The 12440-nt window shown below is 72.2% G+C and carries 15 protein-coding genes and 3 tRNA genes; 5 read left to right on the forward strand and 13 right to left on the reverse strand.

From position 1 onward, the window contains the following. Positions 1-4 precede the first annotated feature (4 nt). On the forward strand, positions 5-1255 hold the full coding sequence (locus PATMI_RS32975) for an SAM-dependent methyltransferase (RefSeq protein WP_051472236.1): 1251 nt from the start codon (positions 5-7) through the stop codon (positions 1253-1255). Positions 1256-1259: 4 nt separating this feature from the next. Here PATMI_RS32975 and PATMI_RS0124125 read toward each other — a convergent pair whose 3' ends face one another. The 4 genes from PATMI_RS0124125 to tig all read right to left on the reverse strand — a co-directional run bounded on the left by PATMI_RS0124125 (position 1260) and on the right by tig (position 5160). After that, positions 1260-1556 carry a hypothetical protein gene (locus tag PATMI_RS0124125; protein WP_026912762.1) on the reverse strand — a complete coding sequence of 99 codons (297 nt, stop codon included), beginning with the start codon at positions 1554-1556 and terminating at the stop codon, positions 1260-1262. Between the two features lie 60 nt (positions 1557-1616). Next, the gene (gene clpX / locus PATMI_RS0124130; RefSeq protein ID WP_026912763.1) at positions 1617-2894 is read right to left on the reverse strand and encodes an ATP-dependent Clp protease ATP-binding subunit ClpX; all 1278 of its coding nucleotides are present in this window, start codon (positions 2892-2894) and stop codon (positions 1617-1619) included. A gap of 43 nt (positions 2895-2937) precedes the next feature. Further along, complete coding sequence (locus PATMI_RS0124135; RefSeq protein WP_036726354.1) at positions 2938-3522, reverse strand: ATP-dependent Clp protease proteolytic subunit; 585 nt, start codon at positions 3520-3522, stop codon at positions 2938-2940. 156 nt (positions 3523-3678) lie between these two features. Beyond that, positions 3679-5160 (reverse strand): trigger factor, encoded by a 1482-nt coding sequence (gene tig, locus PATMI_RS32980; RefSeq protein ID WP_051472237.1) that lies wholly within the window; start codon positions 5158-5160, stop codon positions 3679-3681. A gap of 22 nt (positions 5161-5182) precedes the next feature. On the opposite strand from tig, the gene PATMI_RS37030 reads away from it, so the two are divergent. Next, on the forward strand, positions 5183-5344 hold the full coding sequence (locus PATMI_RS37030) for a hypothetical protein (protein WP_157260955.1): 162 nt from the start codon (positions 5183-5185) through the stop codon (positions 5342-5344). Between the two features lie 96 nt (positions 5345-5440). Here the strand turns inward: PATMI_RS37030 and PATMI_RS0124150 are convergent, their stop codons facing one another. The 6 genes from PATMI_RS0124150 to PATMI_RS0124175 form a co-directional block, all read right to left on the reverse strand. Continuing rightward, positions 5441-6187 carry a hypothetical protein gene (locus PATMI_RS0124150; protein WP_026912766.1) on the reverse strand — a complete coding sequence of 249 codons (747 nt, stop codon included), beginning with the start codon at positions 6185-6187 and terminating at the stop codon, positions 5441-5443. Between the two features lie 188 nt (positions 6188-6375). After that, positions 6376-6448 (reverse strand) — tRNA-His (locus PATMI_RS0124155). A 54-nt stretch (positions 6449-6502) separates the two neighbouring features. Beyond that, positions 6503-6778: a hypothetical protein gene (locus PATMI_RS0124160; RefSeq protein WP_026912767.1), complete on the reverse strand. Its 276-nt coding sequence runs from the start codon at positions 6776-6778 to the stop codon at positions 6503-6505. A gap of 62 nt (positions 6779-6840) precedes the next feature. Continuing rightward, positions 6841-6914, reverse strand: a tRNA-Arg gene (locus tag PATMI_RS0124165). A gap of 27 nt (positions 6915-6941) precedes the next feature. Continuing rightward, complete coding sequence (locus PATMI_RS32985; RefSeq protein ID WP_051472238.1) at positions 6942-7613, reverse strand: sterol desaturase family protein; 672 nt, start codon at positions 7611-7613, stop codon at positions 6942-6944. A 122-nt stretch (positions 7614-7735) separates the two neighbouring features. After that, positions 7736-7809: transfer RNA gene (locus PATMI_RS0124175), tRNA-Pro, on the reverse strand. A 104-nt stretch (positions 7810-7913) separates the two neighbouring features. Between PATMI_RS0124175 and PATMI_RS0124180 the strand changes: the two genes are divergently transcribed. Both PATMI_RS0124180 and PATMI_RS0124185 read left to right on the forward strand, forming a co-directional pair. Continuing rightward, a complete protein-coding gene (locus PATMI_RS0124180; RefSeq protein WP_026912768.1) occupies positions 7914-8327 on the forward strand; it encodes an OsmC family protein in 414 nt (137 codons plus the stop codon). After that, positions 8311-8916, forward strand: a complete 606-nt coding sequence (locus PATMI_RS0124185; protein WP_026912769.1) for an NUDIX hydrolase — start codon at positions 8311-8313, stop codon at positions 8914-8916. Before PATMI_RS0124180 ends, PATMI_RS0124185 begins: the two co-directional genes overlap by 17 nt. Before the next feature lie 21 nt (positions 8917-8937). Here PATMI_RS0124185 and PATMI_RS37725 read toward each other — a convergent pair whose 3' ends face one another. Next, positions 8938-9435, reverse strand: coding sequence for an NAD(P)H-binding protein (locus PATMI_RS37725; RefSeq protein ID WP_026912770.1), 498 nt, complete (start codon positions 9433-9435; stop codon positions 8938-8940). Between the two features lie 129 nt (positions 9436-9564). Between PATMI_RS37725 and PATMI_RS32990 the strand changes: the two genes are divergently transcribed. Continuing rightward, entirely contained in the window at positions 9565-11037 is a 1473-nt protein-coding gene (locus PATMI_RS32990) for a wax ester/triacylglycerol synthase family O-acyltransferase (RefSeq protein ID WP_051472239.1), read from the forward strand. Positions 11038-11123: 86 nt separating this feature from the next. On the opposite strand, the gene PATMI_RS0124200 is transcribed toward PATMI_RS32990, so the two are convergent. Both PATMI_RS0124200 and PATMI_RS0124210 read right to left on the reverse strand, forming a co-directional pair. Then, a complete protein-coding gene (locus tag PATMI_RS0124200) occupies positions 11124-11360 on the reverse strand; it encodes a cytochrome c oxidase subunit 4 (RefSeq protein ID WP_026912771.1) in 237 nt (78 codons plus the stop codon). A 139-nt stretch (positions 11361-11499) separates the two neighbouring features. Continuing rightward, positions 11500-12417, reverse strand: a complete 918-nt coding sequence (locus PATMI_RS0124210) for a heme o synthase (RefSeq protein ID WP_036726358.1) — start codon at positions 12415-12417, stop codon at positions 11500-11502. Between the last annotated feature and the right edge of the window lie 23 nt (positions 12418-12440).

Genomic DNA, 12440 nt, shown 5'->3' on the forward strand with positions numbered 1-12440 from the left:
GCCCATGCCCCGCCTCATCACCGACGACACCGCCCGCTCGATCTCGCTGCGGATCCTGCGCGCCACGGACCACGGCGAGCTCCTCGTGCGCGAGCCCGACGGCCGCGAGCACCGCTTCGGGACGGTCGGCGCCCCGCTCCGCGGCGAGATCCAGCTCCACGACGAGGGCGTCTGGCGCGAGTTCCTGCGCGGGTCGCTCGGCGTGGGTCGCACGTACGCCGAAGGCCGCTGGAGCAGCCCCGACCTCGTGTCGCTGGTCGCGGTCGGCGCGCGCAACATGCCCGCGTTCGACCGGCTCCGCGGCCGCTTCAAGCACCTGCTGCTCCCCGTCCAGCACGTCCGCAACGGGGCCCGGAACACCGTCGCCCGGGCCCGCCGCCAGATCTCGGCGCACTACGACCTCAGCAACGACCTCTTCGGGCTCTTCCTCGACCCGACGATGAGCTACTCCTGCGCCGTCTTCGAGCGGCCGGAGATCGACCTCGAGACCGCCCAGGTCGAGAAGATCGACCGCCTCTGCCGCAAGCTCGGCCTGCAGCCGGGGATGTCGCTCGTGGAGATCGGGACGGGCTGGGGCGCGCTCGCGATCCACGCCGCCCGCGAGTACGGGGTCGACGTCACGACGACGACGATCAGCCGCGAGCAGCACGCGCTCGCGCGCCGGCGCATCGACGAGGCGGGCCTCGCGGACCGCATCGACCTGCGGCTTGAGGACTACCGGGACCTGAAGGGCCAGTTCGACCGCCTCGTGTCCGTCGAGATGATCGAGGCCGTCGGCTGGCGCGACCTGCCGACCTTCTACCAGTGCTGCGACGCCCTGCTCAAGGAGGACGGCCTGATGGCCGTCCAGGCGATCACGATCGACGACGGCGCCTACGAGATCGAGAAGCGCCAGCGCAGCTTCATCAACACGATGATCTTCCCCGGCGGGTGCCTGCCCTCGCAGCAGGTCATGGGGCGCCTCGTCACGTCCGACACGCGCCTGCGCACCGTGGACGTCGAGGACCTGACGCCGCACTACGCCGAGACCTGCCGACGCTGGCGCGCGACCTTCAACGCGCGACTCGACGAGGTCCGGGCGCTCGGCTACGACGAGACCTTCATCCGGCTCTGGGACCTCTACCTCGCCTACGTCCAGGCGGGCTTCCAGGAGCGCCGGATCGAGCTCGTGCAGGAGGTCTACGCGGCCCCCGGCTACGCGGCCGCCGACGAGGCGCGGGTGCTCGAGGCCCGGACGGCGGGCGCGACCGCCTGACCCGTCAGCGGCGCTTCTTCCGCGCCGCACGGAGGCCGACGCCGGCGACCGCGGCGCGCTTGCCCAGCGCGACGAGGTCGAGCTTGGCGGTCAGCGCGCGGAACTCGGCCTGGTCCTTCGCCGTCAGGCGCGACGGCACGCCCTTGCTGTCCTTCAGCAGGCCGATCAGCCGCGAGCGCTCCCGCTTCGTCAGCTGCTCCTGCCAGTGGGCCTGGCCCTCGCGCAGCAGGTCGAGCACGACGAGCCACGGGAGGACACGGCGACCGGCGATGCGGGCGGGGGCGCGGCGGAGGAGCGACATGCCCGGGACGCTACCCGGCGGCGCGCCGTGGCACGCCGCCGCTCGCCGGGACCGCGCCCGCTAGGCGGATTCGGCGATGTCGTCGCGGTCGTCGCCCGCGACGGCCTCGGTGACGAGCGTCGGGCGACGGCCGTCGGCGATCGTCTCGCGCGTCACGACGCATTTGCGGACGTCGCGGCGGCTCGGGAGCTCGAACTGCACGTCGAGGAGGGCCTCCTCGAGGATCGACCGGAGGCCTCGGGCCCCGGTCTCGCGCTCGAGCGCCTTGTCGGCGACGGCGTCGAGGGACTCGTCGGCGAAGACGAGCTCGATGTCGTCGAAGTCGAAGGACGCCTGGAACTGCTTCACGAGCGCGTTCTTCGGCTCGGTGAGGATCGTGATCAGGTCGCCGCGGGAGAGCTGCCGCACGGCGGTGACGACCGGCAGGCGACCGATGAACTCCGGGATCAGCCCGTACTCGACGAGGTCCTCGGGCAGCGCGTGCTCGAAGAGGCGGTCGGCGGGGAGGTCCTCCCGCTTCTCGGCCCCGGCGTCGACGAATCCGACGGACCGCTGGCCGGTGCGGCGCTTGACGACGTCGTCCAGACCCGCGAACGCGCCGCCGCAGATGAACAGGATGTTCGTCGTGTCGATCGTCAGGAACTCCTGGTGCGGGTGCTTGCGCCCGCCCTGCGGGGGCACCGACGCCTGGGTGCCCTCGAGGATCTTCAGGAGCGCCTGCTGCACGCCCTCGCCGGAGACGTCGCGCGTGATCGACGGGTTGTCCGCCTTGCGCGCGATCTTGTCGATCTCGTCGAGGTAGATGATCCCGGTCTCGGCCTTCTTCACGTCGAAGTCGGCGGCCTGGATCAGCTTCAGGAGGATGTTCTCGACGTCCTCGCCGACGTAGCCGGCCTCGGTCAGCGCCGTGGCGTCGGCGATCGCGAACGGGACGTTGAGGATGCGTGCGAGCGTCTGGGCGAGCAGCGTCTTGCCGCAGCCCGTCGGCCCGAGCATGAGGATGTTCGACTTCTGCAGCTCGACGTCGACGTCGGCCCGCTGGGCGAGCCGGACGCGCTTGTAGTGGTTGTAGACCGCGACCGCGAGCGTGCGCTTCGCCGCGTCCTGGCCGACCACGTACTCGTCGAGGATCCCGAAGATCTCCTGCGGCTTGGGCAGGTGCTCGATGTCGAAGCCGGGCTGCGCCGAGAGCTCCTCGTCGATGATCTCGTTGCAGAGCTCGATGCACTCGTCGCAGATGTAGACGCCCGGACCGGCGATGAGCTTCTTGACCTGGCGCTGCGACTTCCCGCAGAACGAGCAGAGGAGCTGCTCGCCGCTCTCGGTGGCTCGGGCCATGGTCGTCGCGTCCGTTCCGGGGTGTCTCGGGGTGGTCCGGCCGTCAGGCCTTCGCGACCACGTTGTCGATGATCCCGTAGGCCTTGGCCTCCTCGGGATCCATGAAGTAGTCGCGCTCGGTGTCCTTCTTCACCTTCTCGAGCGGCGTGCCCGAGTGGTGGGAGATGATCTGGTCGAGCTTGCCGCGCAGCTCGATGATCTCCCGCGCGTGGATGTCGACGTCCGTCGCCTGGCCCTGGAAGCCGGAGCTGACCTGGTGGATCAGGATCTTCGAGTTCGGCAGCGACATCCGCTTGCCCGGCGCGCCGCCCGAGAGGATGACCGCGCCCATCGACATCGCGATGCCGACGCAGATCGTCCGCACCTGCGGCTTGATCATCTGCATCGTGTCGTAGATCGCCAGACCGGCGTACACGGAGCCGCCCGGCGAGTTGATGTAGATGGAGATGTCCTTGTCCTCGTCGTCCGAGGCCAGGTGCAGCAGCTGCGCGACGATCAGGTTCGCGATCTGGTCGTCGACGGGCGTCCCCAGGAAGATGATCCGCTCGTTGAGGAGGCGGCTGTAGATGTCGAACGCGCGCTCGCCGCGGGCGGTCTGCTCAACGACCATGGGGACCATCGGACTCATGCTGGGGTTCCCTCTTCGGTGTGGGGATGACGGGTCCTGCCGGCGCCGGGGCGTCGACGGACGGGACTCTGAAAGACCTGCGCTTGAGCGTACCAACCGCTCCCGCGCACCCCGCCGCCCGGGGGAGCCCCGGGCGGAGGGGCGACGCGGCCGGGACTACGCCTCGGTCGGCGCGTCCTCGGTCGGGGCGTCGGCAGCCTCGGCCTCGTCGCCCTCGGGGGCGTCGGCGGCCTCGTCGGCCGCGGCCTCCTCGGCGGCCCACGGGCGGCCGCCGCCGGTGGCGGCGTCCTCGCCGGGCTCCGGCGTCCAGAGCAGGCCCTTGGACTTCGCGTCCTCGACGGACACGGCGGTCGCGGCCTCGACGAGCTTCTCGATCGCCTGCTGCTGCGCGACGTCGGAGACGAGCTCGTCGCGGTGCCCGTCGCGCACGAGGCGCTTGAGCAGCTTCTCGGGGGTCGTGCCCTGCTGCGCCGCCGGGGCGTTCAGGACGTCCAGGAGGTCGCCGTCGCCGGGCTCGATGCCCTCCTGCGCGATGTACGCCTCGACCGCGGCCTCGCGACGGAGCGACCGGGCGGCCTCCGGCGAGGCCTCGCCGATCAGCTCCTCCTCGGTCTTGCCCGACATCTGGAAGTAGAGCTCGCGCTGGATGCCCTGCTGCGCCAGCTGGTTCAGCGTGCGCTCGAGGAGCTCGGCGGCCCGCGCCCGCGCGAGGGAGTCCGGGATCTCGACCTCGGCCTTGAGCATCAGGGTGTCGATGACGGCCTCGCGGTACTCGCGCTCGACGTTCGTGCCGTCCTGCTCGCTGAGGCGCTGCCCGATGTCCTCGCGCAGCTCGTCGAGCGTGTCGACGCCGGCGGCCTCCTCGGCGAAGCTGTCGTCGAGCTCGGGGAGCTGCTTCTCCTGCACCTCGTGCACGGTGACCGAGAAGATCGCCTCGACGCCCTGCAGCGCCTCGGCGCCGTAGTCGTCCGGGAACTGCACGGTGACGTCGCGGTCCTCGCCGCCCTTGGCGCCCTGCAGCTGGTCCTCGAAGCCGGGGACGAGGCGGCCGGAGCCCAGCTCGACGAGCTGGTCGCGGCCGGCGCCGCCCTCGAACTCCTCGCCATCGATGCGGCCGACGAAGCTGATGAGGACGGTGTCGCCCTCCTTGGCCTCGCGGTCCACGGCGACGAGCTTCGCCTGGCGCTCGCGGAGCTGCTCGATCTCCTTGTCGACGCGCTCGGCGTCGGCGACGGCCTCGCGACGGCCGACCTCGAAGGGCTCCAGGCCGCCGAGGGTGGCGACGGGGCGGACGCTGATCTCGAAGTCGAACGTCAGCGGCTGGCCGGCGGCCGGGGCCTCGCCGATGTTGACCTCGGGCTCGCCGACGGTCTTGATGTCGGCCTCCTCGATCGCCGCGACGAGCCAGGTGCCCATCGTGCGGCGCAGGGCCTCGTCGAGCACCGTCTCGCGGCCGTAGCGACGGATCACGACCGGGGGCGGGACCTTGCCCTGTCGGAAGCCCGGCATGCGGAGGTCGCGGGCGAGCACCTTGGCGGTGTCGAGCATCGCCTGCTCGAGCGCCTTGGTGGTCACCTCGGCCTCGACCTTGACGCGGGAATCGGGGAGTTCGGTGACGGTCGTGGAGACAGCGGACATGAGAATCGGCAACGATAGCGTCGTGACAGACCCCGGGGCTCCCACGCGGCTGGACCGCACCCTCCTCGCGGTCGTCTCCGGCCCGGTCGGGCACCTGGTGGGGACGGCGCTGGAGGTCGGGGCCGCGCTGGCGCCCGTCGTCGCGGCGCGGGTGCGCGCCCGGTTCGCTCGCCGCGGCGCCTGAGCGTCGCCCGCGACACCCCGGAACGGCCGCGGCGCCCGTGAGGGCGCCGCGTGGTCCTGCGGGTGCCGCGCCGGAGCGCGGCGGGTGTCCGTCGGCTCAGCAGGAGACCGTCAGGGCGACCTGACGGTCGGCCGGCTGGTTGGCCGAGTTCTGCACGATGACGCGGAGCTGGTTCGCGGCGGCCGCCTGCACGTTCGCGGTCGCGCCCGGCGCGGCGTCGGTCCCGTAGACGGTGACCTGCGGGACGCACTTGCTGATGTCCGCGTCGGCGGTCACCAGGTACCGGCCCTCGGACTCGCGGGCACCGGCGGTGAAGCCGCTCTGGTTGGCCAGCGCGCCGTCGGTGCCGACGATGGTCTTCTTCGTGCCGGCCTTCGCGGCGGCGGCGGCGGTGTCGGCGATCTGCGACGCGTCGAGGCCGTCGACCTTGTCGGCGTTCAGGCCGGTCGCGACGCCCGTGGCGTTCGTCGTGAACGGGGCGACCTTGCTCTTGTCGGAGGCGATCGTGTTGATCGTGCCACCGAGCACGCCGCGGAAGCGGAAGTTGAACGCCTGGCCGTTGCTGAGGTTCGAGGCCTCGATGCAGCCCTGCCCGGAGGCCGCCGCGCGGCAGCCGTAGATCGCGCCGCCGCCCGCGCCGAGGTTGGACTGGCGGGTGCCGAAGTTCGAGCTGTTCGCGATGACGCGGGTCTCGGACGTGAAGGTGCCGTTGCGGGTGCCGCCCTTCAGTTCCTTGCCGTTGCTCGCGCCGACGGCGAGCGGGGCGGCGATGGCGACGGACACGGTGGCCGCGGCGGTGACGGTCAGGACGCGGCCGGTGAAGGCCGAGCGAATGCGGGACATGGGGGGTGTCTCCTCGTACTGGTGTGCGTTACACCTCCATCAACCACGCGGGCGGCGCGGAGTTGCGGTGCACGCCGAAATGCCTGGGCGATGCAACGTCCCGCCCACGGGCATCCGGCGGCCGGACCAAGAGGTCCCCGGAACGAGCGACGGCGCCGCTGCGGGGCAGCGACGCCGTCTGCGCGAGGGGCGAACGACGGGGCTCGAACCCGCGACCGCCTGGACCACAACCAGGAGCTCTACCGACTGAGCTACGTCCGCCGCGCGCTGGTCAAGATACCGCGTTGCCCGCCGGTCCGCCCGCCGGGCTCGCCGTCACTGGATGATGCAGGGCTGCGACGGCTGGCCCTTGATGCGGAACTTGATCTGGGTGACGAGCTTCGGCTTCTTCTTCTGGAACGCCGCGCACTTCAGGTTGGCGTCCGCCGTGTCCGTGGCGTCGACCACCCCGTTCTGCTTGACCTTCGGCAGGCTCTTGATGAGCTTCTGCTGGGCCTCGTCCTCCTTCGAACCGCCCCCACCGCACCCGGAGACGCCCAGTGAGGCGACCAGGAGCACCGGGAGGGCGACGGATCTCGTGCGCGCGTGCATCGCGCGAACCTATCCGCTCGGCGCGAGGGACGTGCACGTCGTCCGCGCACGCCCGGGTGAGGCGCCCCCACTTGGATTCGAACCAAGGACCTGCGGATTAGAAGGCCGCTGCTCTATCCAGCTGAGCTATGGGGGCAGGGGTCCTCGAGGGACGCCGGTCAGGCTAGCGCGGGGCGTCGCGCCGCGGTCGGTCGGGCGCGGTGCGGAAGACGCGGTCCCACCACGGGGCGCTGATCCCGAAGCCCCGGGTGTCGTCCTGGAAATGGTGGCGCATGTGCTTCTCGCGCAGGCGGCGTCCGAACGCCGTCCGCGGCGTGTGGTGGTGCAGGGCGTGGTGCGTCATGTCGTACACGAGGTACCCGACCAGGAAGCCGACGCCGACGGACAGGCCCGAGCCGATCCCGAAGAGCGCCACGAAGCCCAGCACGAACGCCGCGGAGCCGGGGACCGAGACCGCCGGCGGCATGACGAGGCGGAGCGGGTCGTTCGGGTGGTCGTGGTGCACGCCGTGGACCATCCAGTGCAGGCGGGCGCCGAACCCCTTCTCGGGCTCGATGTGGAAGACGATCCGGTGCGTCCAGTACTCGACGAGCCCCCAGAACGCCCAGCCGCAGAACGCGAGCAGCGCGAGCTCGCCCGTCCCCACGCGGCGGTCCGCCAGCACGGCGACGACGACGATCGCCGGGACGAAGACGAGCACGGGGACGATCGGGTGCACCCGGGTCACCTTGTCGACGACCGGCGTGCGGAACATCGGCGGCGAGGCCTTCAGCACGTCCGTGCGGGTCGCCGGGGCGGGCGTCGGCGCTGGCGGTTCCTGGACCTCGCTGGACACGCCGACATCTTCGCACGTCCGTTCGGTCGCCCGAAGCGGATCTCCCTGGCTCTGCTCGTCGGGGGCCGCCGGGTGCGGGGCGCGGGACCGTGGTCCTCTCGCGCGTCCGCGGTCCTCGTCGATCGGGGCGCCCGGATTCGAACCGGGGACCCCCGACACCCAAAGTCGGTGCGCTACCAGGCTGCGCCACGCCCCGTCCCTGCCGGGCGAGTATAGGCATTCGTCCACGCGCTCGGACAGCCCGCCCGCGGTGGCATACTGGACCTTCGGCCTCGATCCCGGAACCACGAGGGAACAACGATGCAGGTCAACGCTCGCGCGAACCGCGACGACCATCTCCGCCACACCGTGCGGATGCGGCACCACAGCACGACCGTCGACGAGCCGGCGGAGATGGGCGGTGAGGACGCCGGACCGACGCCCCAGGAGCTCATGGCCGCGAGCCTCGCCTCCTGTACGGCCATCACGCTCCAGATGTACGCCGACCGCAAGGGCTGGGACATCGGCGACATCGAGGTGGAGTGCTCCTACAAGCCCGCGCCCGAGCGCGGCTGCCCGACCCGCTTCGAGCTCGTGATGCGCGTCGACGAGGGCGTCTCCGACGACGTCCTCGACCGGCTCCGCGTGATCGCCACCAAGTGCCCGGTGCACCGCATCCTCGACGGCGAGGTCATGTTCGACGAGCGCGTCGAGCGGGTTGCCCGCGTCGCCTGATCCGCGCGAGCGCATCCGCGCGTCCCTGCTCCGGACGGAGCCGGCCGCGGAGCTCGCGGCCCACGGCTCGACGCGGGCCGCGGTCCTCGTCCCGCTCCTCGAGCTCGACGGCCGCCTCCACGTCGTGCTCACGCGTCGCCGGAGCGACATGCGCCGGCACGCCGGGGAGATCTCGTTCCCGGGCGGCCGGTCCGACCCCGAGGACGTCAGCCCCACGGCGACGGCGCTGCGCGAGGCCCACGAGGAGGTCGGGCTGCCCCCGGACCACGTCGAGATCCTCGGTGCCCTGTCGCCGGTCGGCACCTTCGTCACCGGGTTCGCCGTGTACCCCGTCGTCGGCTGGGTCGACCATCCGGGCGAGTGGCAGCTCTCCCCGCGCGAGGTCGACGCCGTCCTCGAGCTCGAGCTCGGTGCCCTGAAGTCCGGGTACGAGCGGCGTCGGCTCGTCCGGCGCGGGGTCCCGTTCACCACGGACGCCTACGTCGTCGGCGACCACGTGGTCTGGGGGGCGACCGGCCGCATGCTGAAGGAGCTCCTCGAGCGCATGCCCGAGGACCTCGTGGGCGCTCCGCAGCCCGCGCGCCGCTGACGCCGGGCCCGCGGCCGAAGATCAGCCGCGGTCGCGCGCCAGGATGCGCTCGACCGCGTCGGCCGCGGAGGCCGCCCAGCCGTCGACGTCGGTCGTCTCGTGGTGCAGGAGGCCCCACGGGATCTCGTTGTGGCGACACATGCGCTCGACGGTCCGGGCACCCTGGCTGAGGAGCTCCACCGGGAGCGTGCCCCCGCACTCGTAGAGGACGCCGCGCACGGTCGTGTCGATCGTCCGCTCGAGCAGCATCTCGAGGCGCGTGCCGTGGAGGGCGTGCACCCGCAGCGGGTCGCCCTCGGCGGTCCCGAGCGCCCAGACCAGGACGGTCACGTTGTCGAGCGCGTACCGGAGCGTGCCGATGCGGTCGGGGTCGCCGTCGTAGGGCTCTCCCCCGGCCTCCGCGATCGCCGCGTGACGCTCGGGGTCGCGGGTCACCACGCGGACCGCGTGGCCCTCGGCGGCCAGGAGCCGCGTGAGGGCCAGGCCGCGTCGACCGCCGCCGATCAGCAGCAGCCGCACGACGCCGGGAGGGTTCGGAGATCCATGCCGCGAGTCTAGGTCACCCGCCGCGCTCGTCACCTGCGCCCACCGCCGGGAGCCCGGAGGCGTCGGATACAGTCGACGCACCGGTCCCGCCGGTCCGACCCGATGTCCCAGGCCCACCTCAACGAGCTCACCGCCGCCGACGCCTCCCTCCTGCGGGAGGAGCGCGCGGCGTCGGCGCACATGCACGTCGGCGGGGTGTCGCTCTTCGCCGGGCCGCCGCCGTCGATCCAGGACATCCGGGCGCACGTGCTCGCACGGCTGGAGCGCGTGCCGCGGTACCGCACGACGCTCGTCCGGCCGCCGCTCGGGATCGGCCGCCCGCACTGGGCCGTGGATCCGAACTTCGGCATCGAGTACCACGTGCGTCACGTGGCGCTGCCGTGCCCGGGCGACGAGCGCGAGCTCCTGACGGCGACGGCGCGCCTGTTCTCGCAGCGCCTCGACCGCCGGAGGCCGCTGTGGGAGCTGTGGGTCGTCGAGGGGGTCGAGGACGAGCGCTTCGCGATCGTGACGAAGTCGCACCAGGCGCTGGTCGACGGGGTCGTCACGCTCGACCTGATGGAGGCGCTCCTCGACGCCGACCCGGAGCCGGCGCCCCCGGAGCCCGGAGCGCGCCCCGGACGATGGCTCGCGCCCCCGTTGCCGACGTCCGCGCAGCTCGTGGCCTCCGCCGTCCGGGAGGCCGGCAGGATGGTCGTCGACCGGCCCGTGCGGCTCGCCGCGGCGGTCACCCGCCCGGCGGAGGCGCTCGCCGAGGCGGCGGCCGGTGCGGCCGGCCTCGGAGGACGCGTGTCGCGTCGGCTCAAGCCGGCCCCGCCGTCGCCGTTGAACGTGCCGATCGGCCCGCACCGCCGACTGGCGCGGGCCGCCGTCCCCCTCGCCGACCTCAAGCGCGTCAAGGACACCTTCGGGGGCTCCGTCAACGACGCGGTGCTGGCGCTGGTCGCGGGCGCGGTGCGCCACTGGATGACCGAGCGCGGTCTGCAGACGACGGGCGTGGAGCTGCGGGTGGCGGTGCCGCTCGCGGTGCAGGCCCGCAGGCGCGAGCCGCGGACGATCACCCTCGTCCACGCCCCGCTGCCGATCGGCGAGGCCGACCCGCTCGTCCGCCTCGAACGGATCCGGCGGGCGATGTCCGAGAACACCGCCGGGCGCCACCCCCTCACGGCCGAGCGCCTGACGTCGGCCGAGCGGTTCGCGCTGCCGAGCGTGCTGGCGCAGGTCTCCCGGCTGGAGATGGACACCAGGCGCTTCAACCTGGTGGTCAGCAACGTCCCCGGACCCCGGAGCGACGAGTTCTTCCTGGGCCGGCGTCTGCAGGCCACGATCCCGATCCCGTTCCTCTCGGGCGACCGGACGCTGGCGATCGCGGTGACGTCCTACGCCGGGACGGCGGAGTTCGGGCTGCTCGGGGACCTCGACAAGCTCGCGGACCTCGACATCCTGGCCGACGGGGTCACGCGGTCGCTCGCGGAGCTCCTGGAGCTCGCGGCGGACGGGCGCCGGTCGCGGAGCGCGGGCCGCGGCACGGGCGGGCGGGCGACCGCCCCGACCCCGACCGACCGACCGGACTGACCGGCGCCCGTGGGCGCGGGCCGGCTCCGGGACGACGGCGGTGCGTGCGGCGGGAAGCGTCCCCGTCACCCCACCGTCGCGGACGACTAGTGGTCGTCGTGGTGGTGCAGCGGCAGCGCGTTGGTCTCGCGGATCGCGTCGCGCACCCAGGCCACGAGCGTGCCGACGGTGATCAGCAGACCGACCGCGATGATCCAGTGGCTGGTGGTGACGCCGACCAGCAGGATCGTGACGCCGACGGTGAGGATCAGCGGCTGCGCGCTGTTCCCGGGGAGGTGGATCTCGTCGCCGGCGGGCGGGACGGGCTTCTCGAGCTCGCTCATGGTGCTCCTAGGAGACGTAGATCACGGCCGCGACGAACGTCAGCAGGAACATCACGAGGATGACGATGCCGGCGATCAGCGCGTCGCGCAGGTTGCGCTTGGCGAGGTTGCGATCCATGTGAGGGTGCTTCTTCCGGGGTCAGATCTTGGCGTCGAGGACCATGCCGGCGAACAGCACCGTCAGGTAGATCAACGCGTAGAGGTGGAGGGAGAGCGCGGCGGCGCGGGTGCCCTTGCGCAGCAGCACGAACGACTGGCGCATCAGCTCGACGCCGAGCACGAGCGCGAAGGCGAGGTAGATGGTCCCGAACGCTCCGGTGATGACCGGGACGACGGACACCACGACGGTGATCGCGGACCAGACCACGATCGCCTTGAAGGTGTACGAGTCGCCCTTGACGACCGGCAGCATCGGGATGCTGGCCGCCGCGTAGTCGTCCTTGATCAGCATCGACAGCGCCCAGAAGTGCGGCGCCGTCCAGGCGAAGACGATCGCGAACGGGTACAGCGAGTCGACGGCGAAGCCGCCGGTGACCGCGGCCCAGCCGACCATCGGCGGGAACGCGCCGGCGAGGCCGCCGATGACGATGTTGTTCGTCGTGCGGCGCTTGAGCCACATCGTGTAGACGCCGACGTACCAGACGAACCCGGCCAGGGCCAGGAGCGCCGCGGTGATGTTCGCCGCGAGCGCGAGCAGGAAGAACGACGCGATCGTCAACCACAGGCCGACCCAGAGGGCGACGTGGGGCTCCATGCGACCCGAGGGGATCGGACGGTCCTGCGTCCGCTCCATGAGCCGGTCGATGTCGCGGTCGTACCAGTGGTTGACGGCGCTGGCGCCGCCGGAGGCCAGCGAGCCGCCGACGACCGTCCAGAGGACGAGCCACGGCGACGGGCTGCCGGCGGCGTACATCGCGGTGATCGTCGTCAGGAGCAGGAGGACCTGCACCTTCGGCTTCGTCAGCGCGACGAGGTCGGCCACCAGCTGACGCGAGGTGGAGGCGACGCGCACGGGCGCCGCGCCGGTCTTCGGCGGTGCCGAGACGGTGGTGGACATGCGGGTCACCTCCCCCCGGACGT

Origin of the sequence: Patulibacter minatonensis DSM 18081 (assembly GCF_000519325.1) — a bacterium.
Taxonomy (GTDB): domain Bacteria; phylum Actinomycetota; class Thermoleophilia; order Solirubrobacterales; family Solirubrobacteraceae; genus Patulibacter; species Patulibacter minatonensis.

Excerpts from the sequence above, each read along its gene's own strand:
- PATMI_RS32975 (WP_051472236.1), top strand. The coding sequence starts at position 5 with ATGCCCCGCCTCATCACCGACGACACCGCCCGCTCGATCTCGCTGCGG.
- PATMI_RS0124125 (WP_026912762.1), bottom strand. The coding sequence starts at position 1,556 with ATGTCGCTCCTCCGCCGCGCCCCCGCCCGCATCGCCGGTCGCCGTGTC.
- clpX (WP_026912763.1), bottom strand. The coding sequence starts at position 2,894 with ATGGCCCGAGCCACCGAGAGCGGCGAGCAGCTCCTCTGCTCGTTCTGC.
- PATMI_RS0124135 (WP_036726354.1), bottom strand. The coding sequence starts at position 3,522 with ATGAGTCCGATGGTCCCCATGGTCGTTGAGCAGACCGCCCGCGGCGAG.
- tig (WP_051472237.1), bottom strand. The coding sequence starts at position 5,160 with ATGTCCGCTGTCTCCACGACCGTCACCGAACTCCCCGATTCCCGCGTC.
- PATMI_RS0124150 (WP_026912766.1), bottom strand. The coding sequence starts at position 6,187 with ATGTCCCGCATTCGCTCGGCCTTCACCGGCCGCGTCCTGACCGTCACC.
- PATMI_RS0124160 (WP_026912767.1), bottom strand. The coding sequence starts at position 6,778 with ATGCACGCGCGCACGAGATCCGTCGCCCTCCCGGTGCTCCTGGTCGCC.
- PATMI_RS0124180 (WP_026912768.1), top strand. The coding sequence starts at position 7,914 with ATGCAGGTCAACGCTCGCGCGAACCGCGACGACCATCTCCGCCACACC.
- PATMI_RS32990 (WP_051472239.1), top strand. The coding sequence starts at position 9,565 with ATGTCCCAGGCCCACCTCAACGAGCTCACCGCCGCCGACGCCTCCCTC.
- PATMI_RS0124200 (WP_026912771.1), bottom strand. The coding sequence starts at position 11,360 with ATGAGCGAGCTCGAGAAGCCCGTCCCGCCCGCCGGCGACGAGATCCAC.
- PATMI_RS0124210 (WP_036726358.1), bottom strand. The coding sequence starts at position 12,417 with ATGTCCACCACCGTCTCGGCACCGCCGAAGACCGGCGCGGCGCCCGTG.